Raw genomic sequence first — 17389 nt, 5'->3', positions numbered from 1 at the left:
CGGCAGACCGTATTTCTCGGTTTGCCGACCGAGGGTGCGCAGACAACTGCGCTTTCCGACCTTGATGCGGTCATAGCGAGGTCTAATATCAAAGGGTGGTGCCACTCCGGGTGGCACGATCAGAAGGGAACTTCTCCATGAACACTCCGCTCGAAATCGCCTTCAAGGGTCTCGACAAAAGTCCAACCATCGAAGCCAAGATCGCGGAGCGGGCAGCCAAGCTCGAGAAGCATTTCGATCGCATGACCCACTGCCGCGTCGTCGTGGCGGCGCCGCACAAGCACTCGCACAAGGGCAAGACCTACGAGATCAAGATCGACATCGGAATTCCGGGTGCAAGCCCATTGATCGTGACGCACGAGTCGGCCGTCGGGCAGGCGCAGGAGGATCTCAAGATCGCACTTCGCGACGCCTTCGACGCTGCCGATCGCCGCCTTGACGAACTGATCGACAAGAAAAACGGCTCCGCGCGCGCGGAACGCAGCCGCCGCCGGCCGAGCAGGATCTCGGACGAAGACTGAGGCAGGGCAACGTCAGTCGCGTTGCTTGCGGCGTTGCGGCGATTTTTCCTTGTCCGTCGCAACGTCGGACGTCTGCGTCGCGCCGGTCTCGACGGGATCGGGTTCGGGAAGGTAGGCCGCCTCCGGCGGAGGCGCGGGCCGCGGCCACGTTGCGTCGTCGGCGCGGCCGGGCTTCGGCGGCAAACGCTCACCTTTGAACAAGACGCGGAAGTAGGGCGACTGGGACGGCGACAGGCGGCGGCCACCGGCCCGCCCCGTGCCTGTTGCGAGCGCGACGGTGCTCATGACCGTGAGCCCGCCCGAAATCTGATCGGTCACCGACTCGCCGAGCTGCGAGGGGCGATCCGGGCTCTCGCGACGCGTTACCAGGGCCACGACGGAAGCCGGAATGGCGGGACGCACGATGTCGAGCGCCACCACTTCCTCGCGGCCGCCCTCACTGACGATGCGCAGATTGATGCGGCCGTTGTCGGCTTTCTGGTCACCTGCGCCGGTCGCCTCGGCCTCCTTGATGCGGGCGGCGCTCGCATCAGGGCCGCGCGCGGCGGGAGCGCCCGAGCTTGCCGCCGGGTCCACGGCCTTCTCCGGATTGATCTTGGCCTGCTCGGCCTCGCTGCCGTCGAGCGGAATGGCACGGTCGGCCTTGGCCTGCGTGATGTCGCGGCGCAGCTCGCGGTCGACGAAATAGGCGAGCTTCTTGTTGCCTTCCCACGTGAAGTAGACGCCGTCGCCGGCGCGCAGAAGGCGGATCTTGCCGGTGACATCCGGTCCGTACTGACTGTAGCCGCCGCTCTCATCGGCAAAGCCGGCATACGTATCGACGTATTTGGCGCCGTTCAGATACACGCGCTCGCGCAGGATGCTATTCATCATCTGCACGTCCTCGTTGGCATCGAAGCGGCGCACGTTCGGCAAGCCGATCCAATAGACCGCGACGTTGCGGCGTCTCAGCGTCTTGAGGAGGCGGTCGCTGCGCGCAGCATACTCGCGGCGCCAGCCATCGGTGCCGACCATCAGGCGCTTGCCGGTGGCCGCGTCGCGGACGGAGACGCGGTCCCATGCCCCCATCATCAGAATGGCGATTTGCTGCGGCTCGGCCTTGAGCGTCTCCTCGAGCTCGACGAGCTTCTGGTCGAAGTCGCGGCGCATGAGGCCGCCAATGGAAAGCGGAAGGTTGCGGATGGCGACGCGCGCGTCCTTCTGGAAGATCTCGCGGGCGCCGCCCAGCAAGCCTTCCGCAAGGTCGTCGCCGATGATGACAAGGTTGTAGGTGTCGTTGGGCGGAAATGGCGTGATGAAGCTCGTACCCGACGGATCCTCCTGCGCCGCAGCGGGGCTCGCGGCAGCAACCATGGCTGCGAGCAGGGCTGCGATCAAAAGATGCGGGCGCGCGTGCATGCCTTTCCGGCCTTGTTTCGAGTGCGAACCGGGCCTACCGCGGCGACTCACGCGAGGCTGTTTTTCGCACGTGATCAAGAACGGCATCGGAGGGCCAACAGTCAACCTTCAAGTTATTGGCCCGCTCGTAGAGGCCAATCACCTTGCGGGTGTTGGACCCGACTTTTCCGTCGATCTTCTCGACATCGTAGCCGGACGCCCGCAACCGTTCCTGAATCTCTTCGATATTGCGCGTCTTCTGCGGACCCGTGCCGCCCCAGGGCGTGACGAAGTCCCCGCCGCCGGCGATGCGGTCGGCGAGATTGCCGACGAACACCGCGTAAAGATCCGACATGTTGTAGCGGCGGATCACCTTGTAATTCTCGAGCACGAGGAACGACGGGCCGTAGCCGCCGGCCGGGCTCATGAGATAGGCGTTGAGCGCAAGCTGCTCGTCGCTCCACGGGCGCCCGCCTGCACGTTTCAGACCTAGTTTCGCCCATTCGGCGATGGGGCGCTCCTGTGTCGGGCCTTCGTAGCCGCAATCGGCTGCGCGCGTCAGGATCACCTCGTAGCCCCACGTCTGTCCAGCGACCCAGCCTTTGCCCTTGAGCTGGCTCGCGGCCGAGGCCAGCGCGTCGGGAACCGAGTTCCAGATGTCGGTCTTGCCATCGCCGTCGAGATCGTGGGCGTGCTTGAAGTACTCGCTCGGCATGAACTGCGTGAGGCCCATGGCGCCGGCCCAGGACGCGCGCATCTGCGACCGCGGCACGCCGGATTCGAGCATCTTCAGGGCGGCGATCAGCTCAGTGCGGAACAGCTCCTTGCGGCGGCCGAGATAGGCCTGCGTCGCAACGACGTTGATGGCATCGTGCGGAAGCTTGTGGTGACCGAAGGCGGTTTCGCGGCCCCAGATGGCAAGGACGGAATAGCGGTCGACACCCAACTCACGCTCGATCTTCTCCAACGTCGCCTTGTGCTTGGCGGCCAGCTCCTTGCCGGTGGCGGCGAGACGCGTGAGGTAGGCGCGGTCCAAGTATTCGGCTGGCGCACGCGTGAACTCGGCCTGGCCGCGGGCGTCATTGGAAGGGCGGCCCGGAAGGTCGAGATCAGGCAGCTTCAGATCCGGCGTGAAGCCGGCCAGCGCCTTGTCGAAGGTGGCGCGCGAAACGCCGGCGGCCTGCGCCTCGGGCCAGAGGCCTTCGATCCAGGCGTCGAGCTTGGCATCGGCGGCGGCGGACATGGGCATGACCGCGAGCGCGCATAGCAGGACCAGCGCCTGGAGCAGCGCCAAAGCGCGCTCCGGCACCCGCCGAGGCGAAGGCGTGACGGGCCGATGGGTCATTGGCACAAAACTCTCGCTCTCTCAGCGGCAACGGGGCAACGACGTTCTCACATTCCGCCCGTCCGGTTGACCTTCCCGTGTCTGCGATTCAGGGCTTTTTTACGGCCCACACGGGCCTTCCGGGCGCGTCAATTTCAGGGGAACTCCTCGCGACCCTGTCGATTGAGGCGGTGGGCACGGTGTCGCTCGCTTCGGGGCTTGCCCGCCGCCCCTGCGGCATCGGATAAAGGCGCGCTCCGTCCGGCCTCCCCTTCAGCTCCTTCCTCCTCCCCCAACACCGGTGTCCCGATGACCAAACCGAAGCGCATCCGCAAAGCCGTGTTCCCGGTCGCCGGGCTCGGCACCCGCTTTCTGCCCGCGACCAAGGCCGTTCCCAAGGAGATGCTGACGGTCGTCGACAAGCCCGTCATCCAGCACGTGGTCAACGAGGCCAAGGCGGCCGGCATCGAGCATTTCGTATTCGTCACCGGACGCGGCAAAGCCGTCATCGAGGATCACTTCGATCATCAGTTCGAGCTCGAGGCGACGCTCTCGGCCAAGAAGAAGACGCGCGAGCTCGAGGAGCTTCTGGCTGAGCTTCCGGCAGCGGGAGAAGCAAGCTTCACGCGCCAGCAAGCGCCGCTCGGGCTCGGACACGCGGTGTGGTGCGCGCGCGATATCGTGGGCGACGAGCCGTTTGCGCTGCTGCTGCCGGACATGCTCCACCACGGCACGACGCCGTGCCTCAAGGACATGATCGAGGCCTATGAGCAGACCGGGGGCAACCTGATCGCCGTGGCGCCGGTGCCCGAGGATCAGACCTACCAGTACGGTATCGTCGGCGTCGTGGACGCGAAAGCCAAGACCAGCCGCATCACGTCGATGGTGGAAAAGCCGCCGAAAGGCACGGCTCCCTCGAACCTGCACATCACGGGCCGCTACATTCTCCAGCCGGAGATCTTCACGCTGTTGTCCCGGCAGAAACCCGGCGCCGGTGGAGAAATCCAGCTCACGGATGCCATGATTACCCTCAGCGAAACACCGGGGACGTCCTTCCACGCCGTCCGTTTCGACGGCACCATCTACGACTGCGGCTCGAAGATCGGCTTCCTGCTCGCAAACATCGCCTACGGTCTCGAACGCGACGATCTCGGCCCGCAGCTCCGGGCCGCCCTCAAAGATCTCATCTGAGGGTGTAGCGGCAAACCCACCGCGCTTCGGAAGCACCGTTTACCGCAGTCAAAAAATGGCCCAAATCCGGGCTCGGCGGCACGATGTTGCCCGTTTCCGGTGGCATGGGGTTCGGCTATGGTCGGGCGCAACCCTCGGCCCAAGACGCCTCACGCCGAGCGACCCCCTCGCAATCTTGAGCCTCAGTGCATGGCCGGAGACTTGGAATGGCACGCAAGCGACCCGATGTGACCTCGGCATCGATGCACAAATCGCTGACGCCGCCGGGCGTGTTCCTGGTCAGGATGCTCGTGTTCCTGACGCTGGTGGCCTTTCTCGCCGCCATCCTGCATGAGCAGCTCTCCCGGGCCCTGCTGACCAATCCGGGCCTCAACGGCCTCATCATCGGCGTGCTCGGCATCGGCATCATCTACGCTTTCCGGCAGGTCATCCGGCTTTATCCGGAAATCCGCTTCGTCAATGCGTTCCGCATCTCGGACCCGGGGCTCGCGAGCGGGCATCAGCCCGTTCTCCTGGCTCCCATGGCGACCATGCTTCGGGACCGGACGGGCTCGCTCTCGCTGTCGACCGTATCGATGCGGACGATCATGGACAGCATCGGCTCGCGCCTCGATGAAGCGCGCGACACCGGCCGCTACATGGTGGGCCTTCTGGTCTTTCTCGGCCTGCTCGGCACGTTCTGGGGCCTGCTCGAAACCATCACCTCGGTCGGCGGGGCCATCAGCGCGCTCGATACGTCGGGGGGCGGTACCGTCGCCGTTTTCGACGAACTCAAGGCAGGCCTCGCCGCACCGCTCAAAGGCATGGGCACGGCCTTCTCGTCGTCGCTGCTCGGTCTTTCCGGCTCGCTCATCCTCGGGTTTCTCGAGCTGCAGGCAAGTCACGCCCACAACCGGTTCTACAACGAGCTCGAGGAATGGCTGTCCGGCATCACGGAGCTCACGCCCGGCTCTTCGAGCGCGACGGAGCAGGCCAGCCGGCAGCTGCTCTCGGCGGTCTACGAAATGCAGCGGGCGGTCGACGATCTCTCGACGCGCCTCAAAGGCGGCGATGCGAGCTCGTTCGGGGGCGGTGCCGGCGGCGGCTCGGACGACCATGTCCGCGACCTTGCGCGCGGCGTGAACCAGCTGGTCAGCCAGATGCGCGCCGAGCAGAAGGTGGTGCGCGAGTGGGTGGACGAGCAGGCCACGCAACAGACCGAAGTAACGAGCGTGCTGCGCGACCTGGCGCAGAACATGCTCAAGAGAGGCGGCTAGTGCGATGACCGAGACATTGGCCACCCCTTCGGAAGTGGAGCACTAGCATGGCGCGTGGGCGCTCGCGGCGCAGCGGCGAGTATGGCGAGTTCTGGCCGGCCTACGTGGACGTGCTCAGCACGCTTCTGCTCGTCGTCACGTTTCTGATGTCGATCTTCATGATCTCGCAGTATTTCGCGACACAGGAAGCGAGCGGGAAAGATACGGCTCTGCAGCGACTCAACAGGCAGATCGCCGAGCTCACGAACCTGCTTTCGCTGGAGAAAGGTAAATCGCGCTCGACCGCCGACGAGCTGGCGTCGCTGCAGGCCACGCTTTCCGACCTCAAGGCCGAGAAAGACAAGCTGTCCGGATTTGCGCTTTCCGGCGACGAGAAGGCGAAGGCGGCCGAAGGGCGCATCCAGTCGCTCGAAGCGGATCTTTCGGCGCAGAAGAACATCTCCAACGAGGCGCTGGCCAAGGTCGATCTGCTGAACCAGCAGATGCTGGCGCTGCGGCGACAGCTCGCGGCGTTGAACGAGGCGCTCGAAGCCTCCGAGAAAAAGGACAAGGACAGCCAGGATCGCATCAAGGACCTGGGCGCGCGGCTCAATGCGGCACTGGCGCGGCAAGTGCAGGAGCTGCAGCGCTACCGGTCGGACTTCTTCGGGCGCCTGCGCGAGCTCCTGAAGGACCGCAAGGACATCCGCGTGGTGGGTGACCGCTTCGTGTTCGAATCCGAAGTGCTGTTCCCGTCCGGCTCGGCAACGCTGACCCCCGAAGGCTATGCCGCCATGGATCAGCTCGCGGTCGCCGTTGCGGATCTCGCCAAGACCATCCCGCCGGAGATCGGCTGGACGCTGCAGGTGGACGGCCATACCGACATCCGGCCTATCGCGAGTGCGACATTCCCCTCCAACTGGGAACTTTCGACGGCGCGCGCGGTCTCGGTGGTCAAGTATCTGGCGACGCGCGGCGTGCCGGCCGAGCACCTCGTGGCCGCGGGCCATGGCGAGTTCCAGCCGCTCGAAACCGGCGTCGACGAGGAGAGCCTGCGCAAAAACCGGCGTATCGAGCTCAAGCTGACGAACAGGTAGGGCGGCTGTCGGGGGGCGGTCAGCCACCCGAACGGGGGCGCGGATTGTTCGCGGGGGACTCCGGAAAGTCCTCGGGTGAGGCGCCGAACAGCTCGGCGGGGAGCTTTCTCTGCTGGCGCCACCAGTCCCAAGCGACATCCGTCGGTCCGATCGCGTATTCGACCAGTGTCCAGTCCGCGCCGGATTGCTGCAGCAGAAACAGATTGTGCTCCGTCTCGAGCATGCCTTGCTCGAAATCCTCGGCGAACTTGGTGCGGCTCCAGTCGATCGGGGTGCCGCCGGGGCGCTGCAGCTTGACGTCGCCGTAGGCCCAGCCGTCGATGACGTTCAAGGTGTTGACGACAAACTCCACCGGGGCGCCAACCTGCTGCTCGAACGTCGAGCGCGCGGTGTCGAGAATTGCGGCCCTGAGAGGCGTGCCCTTGGCCGGAGCTTGAACTTCGATCGCGTACGCCGGGACCGCGGCGAGACACGCGAGCAAGACGGAAAGCCAGGCATGAAGCCGCATCGGGACCCCGCAACATGATCGACGCGGCACACTCTGGCCCCGTTCGGGCCGGCCGTCGACCCCAGCGTGCGGATGTCGGTCATCTCGGTGAGGGGTGGGGCGCTCGCCACGATGCGGCGGAGCCTTGCACCGGCGCCCGGTTGCCGGCAGTGCCCGTTTATGCGAGCCGAAACGGCTCCGTACTCCCAGGCATCGACGGGACCTGCGGACGGAATGGCGCGCGCCATATTCAACCGTTTCCGCAAATCCAGTGTCTTTGCATTTCACGAAGCGACGGGCGCTGATCTACCCGACCGCCTTTTCTGTAACGCCGCAGCGCGCGAAACGAACGCGCATCGCGATGGTTTCGTGCGCGCTTTCGCGCTGCTTGGACCGAGATCAGATCTTGGCGAAGCGTCCAGCCGGACGGCACGACCATTTCTTCGCGAACCACTTCGGATGGCCCTCGGTCCACTTGGCGATTTCGGATGGGCTCATCATCATGCACTGCATCGGCGTGGTGCTCTCGGCCATATAGGTCAAGCTCACTTCCTTGCAGCGGGAATGATCTTCCAGGAGGCAGACAGAGACGACGAGCTCCAGCATTTGCAAACCCCGAGTTCGAGTTAGCCGCATTTAGCGGTCCATAACCCTCGGGGCGTGTCGTCCCTTTTTCTTTTCTTCTTGATGATGAGGTTGACCGCGAATCATGCGCTGCACAAGAAGCAATCATGTGCAATGCTTTGCTAATATATTGAGCTGAGGCGTTTCAGCATCAATGGCGTGCTCGCTTTGCAAAATCGGATTTAATTGAAAAATAACGGTTTTCGTTTTGCTCGTTGGCAAGTGATACCGAATTCCGTCAGCTCATTTATTGAGCATGGGGCGAGTTGTCCCATCCGGGGTGTGACTATTCTGCTCGCTGGATAACGTTTTCAAAAAGGCCACCAAAGCCGCCTTTTCCGCCGTCGTCAGCTTGAGATCACGAACCACGGTTGGCGCCAGCGACGGGCGCACGACCAATCCACCGGCATAGTGCTCGACGACGTCTTGCAGAGCGGCAAGCGAACCGTCGTGCATGTAGGGAGCGGTGCGAGCCACTTCGCGCAGAGACGGCGTCTTGAACTCCGGCAAACCCGGCGTGCCCTGCTGCAGAGCCCCGCGACCCAGATCCTTGCCCGGCAAGCCGACATCGTGAAACGCGTCGTCCGTCAGCCGCCACCCGCCGTGGCAGGAGACACATCCGCCCTTGCCGACGAAAATGCCAAAGCCCTCGAGCTCGTCGGCCGAAAGCGCGCCGTCGTCACCCGCGACCCAACGATCGAAGCGGATTTCCGGCGACACAAGAGAACGCTCGTAAGCGGCGAGCGCATCGAGAACGCTGGCCTCGCTCACGCCGGAAGCATCCGGAAACGCCGCTGCAAAACGCGCCTTCGTCGCGGGATCGGCAGTGAGACGCTGCGTGATGATCGCGAAATCGCCGTCCAACTCGTCGGGCGCGAGGATCGGAAACTTGGCCTGCTCGGCAAGGCTGGCCGCCCGCCCGTCCCAGAAGAACGACGTGGCCCACGCCAGATTGTAAAGCGCGGGGACATTGCGAGGGAGGACGGCGCCGGCAGGTCCGACGGCCGTCTTGCGTCCATCGGTGAAGGCTCGCTCCGGGTCGTGGCAGCTCGCACAGGATGCACGGCCCGATCCCGAGAGACGGACATCGCGGAAAAGATCGCGGCCGAGGGCGATCTTTTCCACCTCGGCAGGTGCCACGGGGCTGCTACCCGGGCGCGCAAAGATGGCGCGCCAGACCGCCTCCCGCGAGACCCCGGCTGGCCGGTCGGGCTCGACTTGGGCCTGGGCGCGGACGACGACTGGCGCCAGGCTCACGCACGCCAGCCCCACGGCGAGGGCCGCGCCTACCCAACCCGAATGACGGCGAAACGACTTTTGCATGAGGGCATTATAGCGCCGGAGCGCGGTCGGAAACTGCCCCTGCCGGGCTTGCGCCGCATCGTCAAAATGTCGCCCACCGTGGCCGCCATGGCACGCCCGCCGGCCTGAACGCGAGGGGGTATCGAAACGTCGCTTGACCCTGGATGCAACCTCTTCCATCCATTAACGGATTATCGAACAGCATGGGATGCGGTGATCCGCAGACCGGCCATTTCAGGAGCAGGAAGCGGTTCCGGCGCCAGCTGGTCCGCTTTTGGGGGATATTCATGGCAATCGGTGTCGAGGATGCACCGTCGGTGCAGGCTGCGATGGTGCGGCCCGTGACCCTCGGGTGGTTCCTCAAGCGTTCGCTTATCGGCATCACCATTCTGCTTGTCACCATGGGCGGCCTCGCGTGGCTTACGTACGCCTCGATCGACCCGGATTCCGACGGCGATACCGACCCGAGATCCGCCAAGGCCGTGCGCGAGGCCCCGGCCCGCACGTCGTCCGTCGATCTCTGATATCTATGCGCCGATCGGCCTCGGCCCTCAGCGGACATTGCGCGCCGGTTGTCGACTGACTAGGCTCTGGCGATGGATGCCGATGTTGCAACCCGTCTGGGCCTTTTCCTCGATGACCTGAAAGAGGCTATCGGAGCCCGGGCGACGGCCGCCGGCCCGCTCGTCAGCGCCTATCGGCGCGTGTTCAGCTCTCTTGCAGACAGCCGGGGCGAAGTCAGCGGCGCGGAGCCGGTGCGGCAGCCGGCATGCGTCCATCTCGACGATTGCTACGACGGCCTCGAAGGGGCCGAGGTGCAGGTCATCAAGCTCGCCCGATCCTTCCGCGCCATCGAGCCGGCGCTGAGGTGGGAAACGCACATCGATCGGCGCTCGGCCGCGTCCCTGGCCGACAGATACGCCGATGCGTCGATCGTCGGCCCCTCAGGTCTGCAACGGAGCCGCGCGGTGGAAATCGGCGTATCCGTGATGGCCCCCGAGACGATCTATCCGGATCACCGGCATCCGCCCGAGGAGGTCTACATCGCGCTTTCCCCGGGTCAGTGGCGGCAGAACGACGGCCCCTGGAATACGCCCGGGGTCGGCGGCCTGATCTACAATCCCGGTAATATCGTGCACGCCATGCGCTCGGGCGGACGGCCGTTTCTGGCCATATGGTGTTTGCCGCTTTCGTAGCTGGCAATTGCGCCGGGGGCTGTCGCTAGACTAGGGTTTGGTCTCATCGATCGCTCCTTCGGGTGCCGGCACGGCCCGCGGCACGGAGGGGGTCCTGTCGCTCTTGCCTTGCGAGGCTCACGCAGATGACCGTCAACGATCTCGTTCTCTTCGCCCTCGTCGCCGCGGGAGCCTTCTATCTCGGCTACCAGTTCGGGCGGCTTAAGACGCTTGCCGAGCGCGGAGGAGCTCAACCTTCCGACGGCGGGAATGCTCCGCTGCCCGGGCCCCTCGACCAGCCGTACTCGGAGTCGTCGTCCCAGCCGGCGCCGCGTCGGGCCGCTCCTCCACCTGCATCGGCGGGGAACGACGGATCCTGGCAGGAAGCCGGCGACCGGGGCCGCACGCCGCCGCGGCGCTCGACCAAGCCGCCGCCCGCGGCAGCTGGTCTCATGGGGACGGGAGAAGCGGAAAAGTCCGGCAAGCGACAAAAATAAATCTCAATTGGGCGGCTGCTTCGCCGCCTGAATTCGTGGCGCGCGTCCCGCAATATCCACGCAAAGCCATAGGCACCATCCGATGCGTCTCGCCATGCTGGCCCGGAATGCGGGCCTTTACTCGCACCAGCGTCTCGTCGAGGCGGCGGCCGCGCGCGGGCACACGCTCGACGTGATCAATACGCTGCAAGTGCATATGAACATCACGTCGAACAAGCCGATGCTGCGCTACGGCGGCAAGTCGTTGCCGCTTTACGACGCCGTGATCCCGCGCATCGGCGCATCGATCACGCACTATGGGCTTGCCGTGCTGCGGCAATTCGAGATGCAGGGCGTCTTTCCGCTCAACGAAAGCGTCGCCATCGGACGCTCGCGCGACAAGCTGCGCGCCTTGCAGCTTCTGGCGCGCGCCGGTATCGGCCTCCCCGTCACGGCCTTCGCACACGGTCCCCGCAAGGCCGAGGACGTCATCAAAGAAGTCGGCGGCGCGCCGGTGGTGATCAAGCTCGTTGAAGGAACGCAGGGGATGGGCGTCATCCTCGCCGAGACGGAAGCATCCGCGAAGTCGATTATCGAGGCCTTCAGCGCCGCCAACATCAACATTCTGGTGCAGGAGTACGTCGCCGAAGCCGAGGGCAGCGATGTGCGCGCGCTGGTGGTTGGCGGTCAGGTCGTGGCGGCCATGCGCCGCGTCAGCAAGACGGGCGAGTTCCGCTCCAACCTGCATCGGGGCGGCATCGCTGAAGAGACGCCGGTCAGCGAGGAGGAGCGCGCGACCGCAATACGCGCCGCGGCGGTGCTCGGACTGAATGTCGCGGGTGTCGACATGCTGCGCTCCAACCGGGGACCGATGGTGCTCGAAGTGAACTCGTCGCCCGGTCTCAAAGGCATCGAACGGGCTACGAGCGCCGACGTTGCAGGCGCGATCATCTCCTTCATCGAATCCGCCGCGACGCATGGTCAGACGGAAACCAAGGGCGCCAAAGGCTAGCATTCACAGCGCCGGCAGGCCGTCGCAGAGTGGGTTCACTGTCCGGTGGATATGGTTATCGCGGTTGCACCGCGCACTCCGGCGACGCTTGATCGCCGGAGCAAAGCTCGATTATCCTCGTCTTCCGGCAGGAGATTAACCTGTCTGCCGTATCCTTTGCGTGGGGCCGCACGTTTGCCTCGATGTCCACGATCATGCTCCTCCAGGCGAGGCGTCGATCGAAGGGCCTTCAAGGAAGGCGGCGAGGATTGGTTCACGGATGACGGAACAGCAGAAGCACTTTCCGGAATTCTACGTCACCACGCCGCAGCCATGCCCCTATCTCGCGGGCAAGCTCGAACGCAAGCTGTTCACGCACCTCACGCACGACAAGCCGCTGGCCCTGATCGACAACCTGCTCAAAGGCGGTTTCCGGCGCAGCCAGAACATCGCTTACATGCCCTACTGCGAGGGCTGCCATGCGTGCGTATCGGTGCGCATCCTGGTCGACGAGTTCGCGCCGGGGCGCACCATGCGGCGCACGCTCGAACGCAACCGCGACCTCGTGGCGCGACGCGTCTCGGCCGTTCCGACCTCCGAGCAGTACGGCCTCTTCCGCAGCTATATCGATGCGCGCCACTCGGATGGCGGCATGGCCGACATGAGCGTTCTCGATTATGCGATGATGGTCGAGGACAGCGTCGTGCGCACGTTCCTCACCGAGTATCGCGCGAAGCCGGAGCGGCCTCTCGATGACCACATCGAGACCTGGCCGCTCGCGGGCGTGGCGCTATGCGACCGGCTCTCGGACGGAATCTCGATGGTGTACAGCTTCTACGAGCCGCTCGAGGAAGAGCGCAGTCTCGGCACGTACATGATCCTCGAGCATATCGACTACGCGCGGCGGCTCGGGCTGCCCTACCTCTACCTCGGCTACTGGATCGAGGGATCGCGCAAGATGAGCTACAAGACGCGGTATCAGCCGCAGGAGCACCTCGGGCCCGACGGCTGGGTGCGCGTGAAGCCCTAACGGCGCAGGCGGCGCGCGATGAAGGGTTAGGACGAAAGCCGAGCGAGCGAGCTACTTCGCGAGTTCGGTGTCGAGCTTCTCGAACATATAGGACCACTTGTCGGTCTGGGTGCCGATCAATACCTGCATCAGGCCGCGCAACTCACCGAGCACCGTGCAGTTCGGCTCCGGCGCATTGGCGCCCTCCTGGCCCATGGACGCGATCGATGCCAGGAGCTCGCTCGTCTTGCTGTCGTAGACCGTAATCTTTTCGTCCTTCACGAACGGCTCGGCTTCCTTCAGGAACTGATTGTCGTTCCAGGCGCGCTTCTCCTTAAGCTGGCGCAGCTTGGCCTGAAACGCGGGCCGGTTCTTGTTGTTGAGGTCGCGCAGCGATTCCGCGGCCTGGTCGACCGCGCTTTCGAACTCCGCCTTGTCACAGGTCGCCGGGGCTGCCGGCGCTTCCTGCGCCACGGCTGGAGCGAACCGGCCCGAGACGGTGCAAATGGCGGCGGCAGCCAACACCAGTCCGAGTTTCGTCACCCTCACCACGCCCGTTGGCCTCATTTTCCGCCCCATGCCCCTTGTCCTACCGGGGCGCCGAGCCTGAGGCAAGACGTGCGCGAGCCACACGTGCCAGCCCGTTTTCTTCAGTCGGGGCGTGCCTTCAGCGGAAGGCGGGGCCGAATTTGTTGGAGCGCGGAAAACCCTTGGGCGCGAGGCGCCCGGCCTGGGACCGCTGGCCGACCCATTCCTTCAGCTCCCCCCATTCGAGGGTGAAGCTGCGGCCAGCCGCGTCGAGCCAGGTGAGGCCCTCCTTCTTGGTGAACACCCGCACGTCCGCAAGCGCACCTTCCTTGAAGCGCTGCAGGATGGTGCCCTTGCCGCGCGTCATCTCGTTCACCTCGCCGAGCGGGAAAACGAGCATCTTGCGGTTCTCACCCATGGTCGCCACGTGGTCGCCCTCGACCGGCACGCACACACGCGCCTCCTCGTCGGCGGCGACGTTCAGGATCTGCTTGCCCTTGCGGGTTGCGGCGATCACCTCGTCCTCGGGCACGACGAAGCCGTAGCCGCCGGTGCTGGCGACAAGAAGCTTGCGGCCCGGCTCGTAAACGAAGCACTCGGCGAAGTCCTGGTTCTCCTCGAGGTCGACCATCAGGCGCACGGGCTCGCCGTGGCCGCGCCCCCCGGGGAGCTGACTTGCCTCGAGCGTGAAGAACTTGCCGTTGGTTGCAAACAGCACGAGTTTGTCGGTGGTCTGCGCTTTGACGGCGCGCTTCAGGCTGTCGCCCTGCTTGAAGTCGAGCTTCGACAGGTCGTCCTGGTGGCCCTTGAGCGCGCGGATCCAGCCCTTGTCGGAGAGAATGACTGTGATCGGCTCCTTCTCGACGAGAGCGGCATCGAGATCGACATCGATTTCGGGGGCGTCGGCAAAGGTGGTGCGGCGGCGGCCAAGCTCGGTCTTCTTCGAGTAGCGCTCGCGGGTGGCGCGCACCTCCTCGGAGATGCGGTCCCACTGCAGCTCATCGGACTTCAGGAGCTGCTTCAGCTCGCGGCGCTCCTTCGACAGCTTGTCATGCTCGGCCTTGATCTCGACCTCTTCGAGCCTCGACAAGCTCTTCAAGCGCAAATTCAGAATGGCGTCGGCCTGCACTTCGGTGAGCTTGAAGCGGGCGATCAGCTTGGCCTTGGGATCGTCCTCGAAGCGCACGATCCTGATCACCTCATCAATGTTGAGGAAGGCGATCAGATAGCCATCGAGCACCTCAAGGCGATGCTCGATCTTCTTCAAGCGGAACTCGGAGCGACGCACCAGTACGTCGATGCGATGCTCGAGCCACTGCTTGAGCACATCCCTGAGCGAGAGCACATTCGGGACCTGACCGGCGGACAGCACGTTCATGTTGAGGCCGAAGCGCAGCTCGAGCTCGGTGAGGCGGAACAGGCTCTCCATGAGCAACACAGGGTCGACAGTGCGCGTCTTGGGCTCCAGGACCAGACGCACCTCCTCGGCGGATTCATCACGCACGTCGCCGAGCAGCGGCAGCTTCTTCTCGGTCAGGAGTTCGGCGATTTTCTCGATGAGCTTCGCCTTCTGCACCTGATACGGGATCTCGGTAACGACGATCTGATAGCCGCCGCGGCCGGTCTCCTCCTTCTCCCACTTGGCGCGCAAACGGAAGCCGCCGCGGCCGGTCTTGTAGGCTTCGAGGATGCTCTCGCGAGGCTCGACCAGCACGCCGCCGGTCGGGAAATCCGGTCCCGGAACCATCTCCACCAGTTTTTCGATGGTGGCGTTCGGATGCTTGATGAGATGCAGGAGCGCCGTGCACAGCTCATCGGCGTTGTGCGGCGGGATGTTGGTCGCCATGCCGACGGCGATGCCGGCCGAGCCGTTGGCGAGCAGGTTCGGGAACGCCGCCGGCAGCACCGACGGTTCCTCCTTGGTGCTGTCGTAGTTGGGACGGAAGGCGACGGTGTCCTCGTCGATGCCCTCGAGCAGGTCGGCGGCGACGTCGGTGAGGCGCGCTTCCGTGTAGCGGTCGGCGGCGGGGTTGTCGCCGTCGATGTTGCCGAAGTTGCCCTGGCCGTCGACCAGCGGATAGCGCACAGCGAAATCCTGCGCGAGGCGGGCAAGCGCGTCGTAGATGGCCTGGTTTCCGTGGGGGTGAAAGTCACCCATCGTGTCGCCGACGATTTTCGCGCATTTGCGATAGCCGCCGTCGGGATCGAGGCCGAGTTCGCGCATCGCGTAAAGGATGCGGCGGTGGACGGGCTTCAGGCCGTCGCGCACGTCCGGCAATGCGCGGTGCATGATGGTCGAGAGGGCATAAGCCAGGTAGCGCTCCTCGAGCGCATCCTTGAGCATGACCGGCTCGATGGGTCCGGGTCCCGGCAGAATCGGTTTGTCTGTCATGGCCGTTGGTTACTTCCCTCGCGGGCTGCCCTCAAGTGCGCGGGCGCCACAAAGCGGCTCCAAGTTGCAACAACACACAATTTGCTTCCCTTTTGCACCTGTGGCGCGGCGATGCAAAGCGGCGCCTTGTCTTTGCCGCTGTGCCCGCCGATGCTTCACCGCCCGCAGCAATCTCCGGATGCCATGCCCGCCGTTCTCCCCGACACGCCGGCCGTCGAAGCCGCCATCATCGAATTCACCAACGCCTACCGCGGGCGGCAGAAGCTCGGCGCGCTCAAGCCCAATCCGAATCTCACCAAAGCGGCGCGGGCGTACGCGGCCTTTCTCGCCAAGAGCGGGAAATTCTCGCACACCGCGGACGGGCGCGAAGCCGGCGACCGCATCTCGTCGGCGGGTTATACGTGGTGCCAGATCGGCGAGAACCTCGCCATGCATCTCGACAGCCGGGGTTTCGAATCCCGCACGCTGGCCGAAAAGTCCGTCGAAGGATGGATCAACTCGCCGCCACATCGCGCCAATCTCGTGGCGCCTGCCGTGACCGAGATCGGCGTCGGCGTGGTGCGGGCTCCCGACAAGGACCCGAAGTACATCTCTGTGCAACTCTTCGCACGGCCGCAATCGCTGCAGATCGAGTTCCAGATCTCGAACACGACGCGGGAACCCGTGAGCTATTCGCTCGGCGGCGAGGAGCATGAGATCAAGCCGCGCTATTCGGTCACTCACTCGTCGTGCAATCCGGGCGAGATCGTCTTCGAGAGCTTCGGCGGCGGGCTGTGGCCGAAGACGCTTTCGATGCGCTACGAAGCGCGCGACGGGCTCGTCTACAAGCTTGAGCCGAACGCGGACGGCGGCGTGCAGGTCGCCGTCACGCCGCTCGAGCGCGTCAGGTAAGCGGCCCGCTGGCTAGATCGGCTGGCCGGCCTCGCTGAGGCGCTTCAGGGCCGAGAGCATTCGCGCACGGGCGTCCGGACTCTGCTCGCCGCGCGGATTGAAGACGCGCATTTCGAGAAAGTGGCCCGTCAGCGCGAAGGCGTTTTCAACGTCGCCCGGTGCCAGCGGCGCCTTGCGGCCAGGCAACAGGAACGGCGGCAAGGCCAGCAGACGGTCGCGGTAGGGCTCGCCGGCGGAGGCGGAGACGGCGCGTCCGGTCTTGGGCGAGACGTAGATAAGATCGTCGTTGATGCCGGTCGCCGCGCATTGCGTGAGATCGAGGCCGAAGCCCAGCTCGTCGAGCAGCGCCAGCTCCCAACGCGCGAGGAGCGCCGGCCAAACGCTCGCGTCGTCGAGGTAGGCGAGCACGAACAACGTCACCTCGTAGAGATTGGGGTGCGGGTCGCGCTCCGGCATGAGGCGGGCGAGCGCGCAAAGCGAGGTCAAGCCGGCGAGCGCGGCGGGATCGTCCATGGCACCGGCCGCATAACCGCGGATCAGCTCTAGGTTCATGTGACCGAGGTGATCGGCGAGGCGCGCCTTCCAGGTGGCGTCGACGTGATTGCCGATCTGCAGCACGGGCCGCGACTTGCGGGAGCGGCCGCCGTGCACGAGGCCCAGGTGGCGGCCGTGCGCGCGGGTCAGGATCTCCACGACTGCAGCCGTCTCGCCATGCGGGCGGACGGAAAGAATCACACCTTCGTCGGACCAGTTCATGGGGGGAGACTAG

At 65.0% G+C, this 17389-nt stretch carries 18 protein-coding genes; 10 read left to right on the top strand and 8 right to left on the bottom strand.

Annotation, left to right across the window (positions count from 1 at the left end):
• The first annotated feature begins 137 nt into the window (after positions 1-137).
• A complete protein-coding gene (locus QZV93_RS02140; protein WP_295555585.1) occupies positions 138-521 on the top strand; it encodes an HPF/RaiA family ribosome-associated protein in 384 nt (127 codons plus the stop codon).
• Positions 522-533: 12 nt separating this feature from the next.
• Here QZV93_RS02140 and QZV93_RS02135 read toward each other — a convergent pair whose 3' ends face one another.
• A complete protein-coding gene (locus tag QZV93_RS02135; RefSeq protein WP_295555583.1) occupies positions 534-1919 on the bottom strand; it encodes a DUF459 domain-containing protein in 1386 nt (461 codons plus the stop codon).
• Positions 1920-1953: 34 nt separating this feature from the next.
• Positions 1954-3243, bottom strand: coding sequence for a lytic murein transglycosylase (locus QZV93_RS02130; RefSeq protein ID WP_295555582.1), 1290 nt, complete (start codon positions 3241-3243; stop codon positions 1954-1956).
• A gap of 288 nt (positions 3244-3531) precedes the next feature.
• Between QZV93_RS02130 and galU the strand changes: the two genes are divergently transcribed.
• From galU to QZV93_RS02115, 3 genes are all read left to right on the top strand, one after another.
• Positions 3532-4413 carry a UTP--glucose-1-phosphate uridylyltransferase GalU gene (gene galU / locus QZV93_RS02125; RefSeq protein ID WP_295555581.1) on the top strand — a complete coding sequence of 294 codons (882 nt, stop codon included), beginning with the start codon at positions 3532-3534 and terminating at the stop codon, positions 4411-4413.
• 206 nt (positions 4414-4619) lie between these two features.
• Complete coding sequence (locus QZV93_RS02120; protein ID WP_295555579.1) at positions 4620-5669, top strand: flagellar motor protein MotA; 1050 nt, start codon at positions 4620-4622, stop codon at positions 5667-5669.
• Positions 5670-5716: 47 nt separating this feature from the next.
• Positions 5717-6745, top strand: coding sequence for a peptidoglycan -binding protein (locus QZV93_RS02115; RefSeq protein WP_295555577.1), 1029 nt, complete (start codon positions 5717-5719; stop codon positions 6743-6745).
• Positions 6746-6764: 19 nt separating this feature from the next.
• Here QZV93_RS02115 and QZV93_RS02110 read toward each other — a convergent pair whose 3' ends face one another.
• The 3 genes from QZV93_RS02110 to QZV93_RS02100 all read right to left on the bottom strand — a co-directional run bounded on the left by QZV93_RS02110 (position 6765) and on the right by QZV93_RS02100 (position 9179).
• Positions 6765-7253 (bottom strand): hypothetical protein, encoded by a 489-nt coding sequence (locus QZV93_RS02110; protein ID WP_295555575.1) that lies wholly within the window; start codon positions 7251-7253, stop codon positions 6765-6767.
• A 378-nt stretch (positions 7254-7631) separates the two neighbouring features.
• Entirely contained in the window at positions 7632-7838 is a 207-nt protein-coding gene (locus tag QZV93_RS02105) for a hypothetical protein (protein ID WP_295555573.1), read from the bottom strand.
• Positions 7839-8099: 261 nt separating this feature from the next.
• Positions 8100-9179, bottom strand: a complete 1080-nt coding sequence (locus QZV93_RS02100; protein ID WP_295555572.1) for a cytochrome c peroxidase — start codon at positions 9177-9179, stop codon at positions 8100-8102.
• A gap of 266 nt (positions 9180-9445) precedes the next feature.
• Between QZV93_RS02100 and QZV93_RS02095 the strand changes: the two genes are divergently transcribed.
• From QZV93_RS02095 to QZV93_RS02075, 5 genes are all read left to right on the top strand, one after another.
• Positions 9446-9682 carry a hypothetical protein gene (locus QZV93_RS02095; protein ID WP_295555570.1) on the top strand — a complete coding sequence of 79 codons (237 nt, stop codon included), beginning with the start codon at positions 9446-9448 and terminating at the stop codon, positions 9680-9682.
• A gap of 72 nt (positions 9683-9754) precedes the next feature.
• Positions 9755-10354 (top strand): dimethylsulfonioproprionate lyase family protein, encoded by a 600-nt coding sequence (locus QZV93_RS02090; protein WP_295555568.1) that lies wholly within the window; start codon positions 9755-9757, stop codon positions 10352-10354.
• A gap of 125 nt (positions 10355-10479) precedes the next feature.
• Complete coding sequence (locus QZV93_RS02085) at positions 10480-10830, top strand: hypothetical protein (RefSeq protein WP_295555566.1); 351 nt, start codon at positions 10480-10482, stop codon at positions 10828-10830.
• A gap of 82 nt (positions 10831-10912) precedes the next feature.
• A complete protein-coding gene (gene rimK / locus QZV93_RS02080) occupies positions 10913-11821 on the top strand; it encodes a 30S ribosomal protein S6--L-glutamate ligase (RefSeq protein WP_295555564.1) in 909 nt (302 codons plus the stop codon).
• A gap of 259 nt (positions 11822-12080) precedes the next feature.
• A complete protein-coding gene (locus tag QZV93_RS02075) occupies positions 12081-12830 on the top strand; it encodes an arginyltransferase (protein ID WP_295555562.1) in 750 nt (249 codons plus the stop codon).
• A gap of 51 nt (positions 12831-12881) precedes the next feature.
• On the opposite strand, the gene QZV93_RS02070 is transcribed toward QZV93_RS02075, so the two are convergent.
• Positions 12882-13376, bottom strand: coding sequence for a hypothetical protein (locus QZV93_RS02070; protein WP_295555561.1), 495 nt, complete (start codon positions 13374-13376; stop codon positions 12882-12884).
• Between the two features lie 100 nt (positions 13377-13476).
• Positions 13477-15729 carry a DNA topoisomerase IV subunit A gene (gene parC, locus QZV93_RS02065; RefSeq protein WP_295555559.1) on the bottom strand — a complete coding sequence of 751 codons (2253 nt, stop codon included), beginning with the start codon at positions 15727-15729 and terminating at the stop codon, positions 13477-13479.
• A 183-nt stretch (positions 15730-15912) separates the two neighbouring features.
• Between parC and QZV93_RS02060 the strand changes: the two genes are divergently transcribed.
• The gene (locus QZV93_RS02060) at positions 15913-16620 is read left to right on the top strand and encodes a CAP domain-containing protein (protein ID WP_295555558.1); all 708 of its coding nucleotides are present in this window, start codon (positions 15913-15915) and stop codon (positions 16618-16620) included.
• A gap of 12 nt (positions 16621-16632) precedes the next feature.
• On the opposite strand, the gene recO is transcribed toward QZV93_RS02060, so the two are convergent.
• Positions 16633-17376 (bottom strand): DNA repair protein RecO, encoded by a 744-nt coding sequence (gene recO, locus QZV93_RS02055; RefSeq protein WP_295555556.1) that lies wholly within the window; start codon positions 17374-17376, stop codon positions 16633-16635.
• Positions 17377-17389 lie beyond the last annotated feature (13 nt).

The organism is uncultured Hyphomicrobium sp. (genome assembly GCF_902826555.1).
In the GTDB taxonomy this organism is placed as follows: Bacteria; Pseudomonadota; Alphaproteobacteria; order Rhizobiales; family Hyphomicrobiaceae; genus Hyphomicrobium_C.
This window is presented reverse-complemented; position numbering and strand designations above follow the sequence as displayed.

Coding starts and splice junctions, on each gene's coding strand:
- QZV93_RS02105 (WP_295555573.1), bottom strand. CDS start 7,838: ATGCTGGAGCTCGTCGTCTCTGTCTGCCTCCTGGAAGATCATTCCCGC.
- QZV93_RS02140 (WP_295555585.1), top strand. CDS start 138: ATGAACACTCCGCTCGAAATCGCCTTCAAGGGTCTCGACAAAAGTCCA.
- QZV93_RS02135 (WP_295555583.1), bottom strand. CDS start 1,919: ATGCACGCGCGCCCGCATCTTTTGATCGCAGCCCTGCTCGCAGCCATG.
- QZV93_RS02110 (WP_295555575.1), bottom strand. CDS start 7,253: ATGCGGCTTCATGCCTGGCTTTCCGTCTTGCTCGCGTGTCTCGCCGCG.
- galU (WP_295555581.1), top strand. CDS start 3,532: ATGACCAAACCGAAGCGCATCCGCAAAGCCGTGTTCCCGGTCGCCGGG.
- recO (WP_295555556.1), bottom strand. CDS start 17,376: ATGAACTGGTCCGACGAAGGTGTGATTCTTTCCGTCCGCCCGCATGGC.
- QZV93_RS02085 (WP_295555566.1), top strand. CDS start 10,480: ATGACCGTCAACGATCTCGTTCTCTTCGCCCTCGTCGCCGCGGGAGCC.
- QZV93_RS02100 (WP_295555572.1), bottom strand. CDS start 9,179: ATGCAAAAGTCGTTTCGCCGTCATTCGGGTTGGGTAGGCGCGGCCCTC.
- QZV93_RS02075 (WP_295555562.1), top strand. CDS start 12,081: ATGACGGAACAGCAGAAGCACTTTCCGGAATTCTACGTCACCACGCCG.
- parC (WP_295555559.1), bottom strand. CDS start 15,729: ATGACAGACAAACCGATTCTGCCGGGACCCGGACCCATCGAGCCGGTC.
- QZV93_RS02120 (WP_295555579.1), top strand. CDS start 4,620: ATGGCACGCAAGCGACCCGATGTGACCTCGGCATCGATGCACAAATCG.
- QZV93_RS02070 (WP_295555561.1), bottom strand. CDS start 13,376: ATGAGGCCAACGGGCGTGGTGAGGGTGACGAAACTCGGACTGGTGTTG.
- QZV93_RS02130 (WP_295555582.1), bottom strand. CDS start 3,243: ATGACCCATCGGCCCGTCACGCCTTCGCCTCGGCGGGTGCCGGAGCGC.
- QZV93_RS02115 (WP_295555577.1), top strand. CDS start 5,717: ATGGCGCGTGGGCGCTCGCGGCGCAGCGGCGAGTATGGCGAGTTCTGG.
- rimK (WP_295555564.1), top strand. CDS start 10,913: ATGCGTCTCGCCATGCTGGCCCGGAATGCGGGCCTTTACTCGCACCAG.
- QZV93_RS02060 (WP_295555558.1), top strand. CDS start 15,913: ATGCCCGCCGTTCTCCCCGACACGCCGGCCGTCGAAGCCGCCATCATC.
- QZV93_RS02095 (WP_295555570.1), top strand. CDS start 9,446: ATGGCAATCGGTGTCGAGGATGCACCGTCGGTGCAGGCTGCGATGGTG.
- QZV93_RS02090 (WP_295555568.1), top strand. CDS start 9,755: ATGGATGCCGATGTTGCAACCCGTCTGGGCCTTTTCCTCGATGACCTG.